This is a genomic window from Vibrio sp. 10N.222.46.A1 (assembly GCF_041473595.1).
In the GTDB taxonomy this organism is placed as follows: domain Bacteria; phylum Pseudomonadota; class Gammaproteobacteria; order Enterobacterales; family Vibrionaceae; genus Vibrio; species Vibrio tasmaniensis_A.
In genome coordinates this window covers 1-1855 of record NZ_JBFRSN010000746.1, presented here as the reverse complement: position 1 = coordinate 1855, position 1855 = coordinate 1, and the positions used below count along the sequence as shown (strand labels likewise).

Below are 1855 nucleotides of genomic sequence, written 5' to 3'. Positions count from 1 at the left end.
ATAGCTAGGTTTCGCATATCTGGTTTTTATCTACTTTTTGGGTTTTACCTGTCGGTGAAGACATCTTATGAATTCAATTTACCCCTTTATCACGGGGTAATTCGACTTTGAGTTAACTACCTAGTCCGAGACCTCACACGTACGTTTCTATCTTTGCATAACATCAGACCAAGCGCATCAATGTTGCTGGTTACACATAAGATATAAAAATAAACTCACATCAACCACTTTAATATTGTGGACTTAGCCCCAACATCTTGTTTGTAGATGACATTTTGGGAGCCGCTATGAGAGTATCAGAGTATTTTGGTTTAAAACGCACACAAGCATATTTAGATTTTGTAGATATCCCTTTAGATACTGATTTAGCAGTATTTTTAGACCCAAATGCTATAAAGTCACTTGATTCATCATGGGGAAATGAGTTGTCTTCATTCCTGCAGTCTTTTTTTGAGTCCGTTTTAAAAATGATAAAAAATGGAGATGATGGTCGAGCAAAAACATTGCTTGCGTCTTTAAGTGAAGGTAATGAGTTTCATTTGGGGTACTCTGTTGGGAAGTCAAGAGGGCACGGCTTTGGAGATGAGTCAGCAGATTCAGTTTGGGATGCTCTAACTAAAAGTAAGGCTGCAAAGTCCGGTTTATTGCAAGACTTAGAGGATACAGCTCTACTTATCAATGGAATAGGGACTGATATGATTTCTGACGCGGTATGCAATATCCTTCGCAGTCCGCTGATAAAGTACACTCAAGATATGTGCCGCTATTATGGGATTCCACTCACTCAAAATGTTGTTTCTGGACCTCTTTGGAATCCAATAAAAGAGGTTTGGGAAAATACGTTTGTTGATTTACCAACTACTAGTTACGGTAAAGTAATATTGGTCCCTAAAGTATTGGTCCGTAGTCGACTAAGTTTTCATTATGAAGAGTATTATAGACACTATTTGTTGCCTCAAATGCAGCATGAACATATTAAAATTCAAAGTCCCCTAGTTCAAAACCTAAAAAATGGCTCCCAGATAGTCACTAAAAAGGACTTAATGGAAAAATATGGAAAGGACAAACTGGCTGTAGTTGAGCAAACGATTTTGAGGCCACATGTATTGGATGATTATCGAGAAGCAAAAATTGATAATCCATCTAGCCCTATATCTCATGAGCAGTTTTCCGAGCTTGAACAAGTTGAAAAACCAGATGTTAGTCAATTACTGGAACAATTAAAGGCTCTGCCTGTAGGTCGTGAGACTGCAGAACAGTATGAAGACATTGTTGAAAGGATTTTGTCAGTCATATTATACCCATCTTTATGTAATCCAACTAAGCAACACAGAATACACGATGGTCGAAAAAGGATAGATATTACATACGTAAATGAAGCTAAAGGGGGCTTTTTTTATTGGTTGTCGATGCATTACCCAGCACCACACATCTTTATAGAGTGTAAAAACTACGGGAAAGAAGTTGCAAACCCTGAGGTCGATCAGCTATCAGGTAGGTTCTCACCTAGTAGGGGCAAAGTTGGGATTTTGATATGTCGCTCTATTGAGAATAAAGAGCTTCTCTATAAACGCTGTGTTGATACTGCGAAAGACCAGAGAGGTTTCATTATTGCTCTTGATGACTCTGATATAATAACTCTTGCCAACGAATACGCTGGCTGTGAAGGTATACAAGATTTCACTTTGTTACGTGAATACTGGAAACAATTAGTGGATTAAAGCTTTGTTTTGGTTCAATTCTGATAAGCGGTAACTTGAAATGTGAAAGAGATATGAAGCCGAACCCACTCGTGATGGGCTTAGCTTCGTTCTTCTCTATATGCTAAAGGAGGAAAGGATCATACTTATATAGT

The 1855-nt window shown here is 38.2% G+C and carries 1 protein-coding gene; it reads left to right on the top strand.

Annotated elements, in window-relative coordinates; all coding sequences use genetic code 11:
- Positions 1–287 precede the first annotated feature (287 nt).
- Positions 288–1721, top strand: a complete 1434-nt coding sequence (locus AB4496_RS19550) for a hypothetical protein (RefSeq protein WP_102257640.1) — start codon at positions 288–290, stop codon at positions 1719–1721.
- The last annotated feature ends 134 nt before the right edge of the window (positions 1722–1855 follow it).

Excerpts from the sequence above, each read along its gene's own strand:
- AB4496_RS19550 (WP_102257640.1), top strand. The coding sequence starts at position 288 with ATGAGAGTATCAGAGTATTTTGGTTTAAAACGCACACAAGCATATTTA.